Raw genomic sequence first — 2,001 nt, 5'->3', positions numbered from 1 at the left:
GTGAAGATACACATGGAGGAGCCGATAAGGTACGGAAAAGGGGATCCGATAGAGGCTTGGCTTTACGAAGTGTTAATGCTTGACGCCCAGACAGCTAAGATAGAAGAGGAGGATATTGAAAAGATAAAGAGAGGAGAGCTTGAGTTTGAAGAAATAGATAAGGACGAATTGATAAAGAACGATTTGCTACTTAGGGAATTCTTCGGAATTTACGTTCTCGCCCACTATAGGAATCGACCTTCGGATTTGGTAATTCTCCTTGACATGCCCAATCATCTGCCGCTCAGAGTTAAGGTGAACAATAAGACCGTTTGCAGCTTGCATATTGCGATAGAGGGTAAGATGGACGAAGCTACCATAGAGAAAATCGCCAAGGGTTACAAGCCGAAGGGTCAGATAATTCCGGATTTAATTTTGAAGCACTACTGGAACTACGAGTTTCCTAAGCTCACGGGAATAAGAATTGTAAGAATCGCAACCCACCCAGATGTGATGGACATGGGTATTGGCAGCTTCGCTTTGAAGAAAGCTGTGGAATGGGCGAAAAGCAAGGGAATGGACTGGGCTGGAAGCGGATTCGGAGTTTCTCCGGAACTTCTGAGGTTCTGGATGAGGAACGGCTTTATCCCGGTGCACATAACTCCTCAGAGAAATGAAGTTTCCGGTGAGCATTCCACCATAGTTTTGAAAGCTTTGAACGACAAGGTCTATGAAATGCTTGAAGAGATAAATTCGGAGTTTATAAGAAGAGTTATAGAGCTTCTTGGAGACGAATTAAAGGATTTGGAGGTTGAAACGACAAAACTTCTCCTTTCGAGCATACTAAAACCGGCGAGAGTTCCGAAGCCCGAGTTCGGCAGAGTTGAAAGGAGAAGGATAAAGAAGTACTTGCAGGGGCAGAGCCTTTACGAGTACACATCGGACATAATAAAACCGATCGTTCGCTACTATTATTCTCAGACTGAAAAAATCGATCTTGAAGAGGATGAGGAAAAGCTGCTCATAGCCAAATGTCTGCAGCTTAAAAGTTGGAGTGAAATTCACGTCGAGAAGTCCTACAAGAAAATGGTTAAGGCTGTTCAAAAGCTCTGGAGGTGGTTCTACGAAGGAGGAGAAGAGGATTAATTTCGATCCAGAATTCGTGGAGATGATTTTAAAGAAAGGTAAGACGACGACAGTGAGAAGAGGAATTAAGAGGTATCCGGTGGGGAAGATAGTTGAGCTTACGGTGAACTACGAACCCTTCGCTAAAGCCAAGATAGAGCGAGTTGTTGTGAAGAGAGTATCGGAATTGACCGACGAAGACGCTAAAAGGGACGGATTCGAAAGCAAAGAAGAGTTAATAAACGCTTTAAAGAAAATTTACGGTAACATAAACGATAACGAATTCGTTACGATAGTCCACTTTTCGTTGGTGGAATAATGGATGTGGTAATCATCGGAGCCGGATATGCGGGAAGTCTAATAGCCTCCCAGCTGGAAAACTACGATATCGTTGTTTTTGACAAAAACAAGAAAAGAAAGAACAAATCCGTAACGACTTTTAGAGAAGTGGTTGATGAAGGGGCGATAAAGAAAACCTACTCCAAGCTCACGTTCATGAACACTAAAGGTACTAAAGTGGAGTACGACTTTAATGAGGAAATTTTCGCCTTTGTTGACTATCAAAAGCTCTGTGATTCTCTTTGGTCGGATATAGAGGAGAAAAAGGTAGTTTCATACGATAAAAAGGGTGTTGTTTTGGAAAACGGAGAAAGGATTGAAGCAAAAGTTGTTGTAGATTGCTCGGGAATAGATGGGGAAAACCTTCGAAGGAATTCTGGGATAAACATACCGCCGAGATTAATCTACATAACCTACGAGACGGTTGATAGGCTAAACGTTCCAGATGACACTTTTTACTTAATAGTTGGATGTTCGATATATGGTGGATGGATATATCCGGCGAAACCCTCGGAAATTGGGGCTGCAAATCTGTTCAAAAGGAAGGAGAACGTTTAC

General features: G+C 42.5%; 3 protein-coding genes. All 3 read left to right on the top strand.

Features of this window, described 5'->3' with window-relative positions; genetic code table 11:
• The coding region (locus F7C14_RS00585; RefSeq protein ID WP_290898537.1) for a GNAT family N-acetyltransferase at positions 1 to 1,125 on the top strand (1,125 nt) is incomplete at its 5' end.
• Complete coding sequence (locus F7C14_RS00580) at positions 1,076 to 1,423, top strand: ASCH domain-containing protein (protein WP_290898544.1); 348 nt, start codon at positions 1,076 to 1,078, stop codon at positions 1,421 to 1,423. The genes F7C14_RS00585 and F7C14_RS00580, both read left to right, overlap by 50 nt.
• The coding region (locus F7C14_RS00575) for a hypothetical protein (protein ID WP_290898532.1) at positions 1,423 to 2,001 on the top strand (579 nt) is incomplete at its 3' end. The genes F7C14_RS00580 and F7C14_RS00575, both read left to right, overlap by 1 nt.

The sequence above is a fragment of the Ferroglobus sp. genome, assembly GCF_015521575.1.
GTDB lineage: Archaea > Halobacteriota > Archaeoglobi > Archaeoglobales > Archaeoglobaceae > Ferroglobus.
This window is presented reverse-complemented; position numbering and strand designations above follow the sequence as displayed.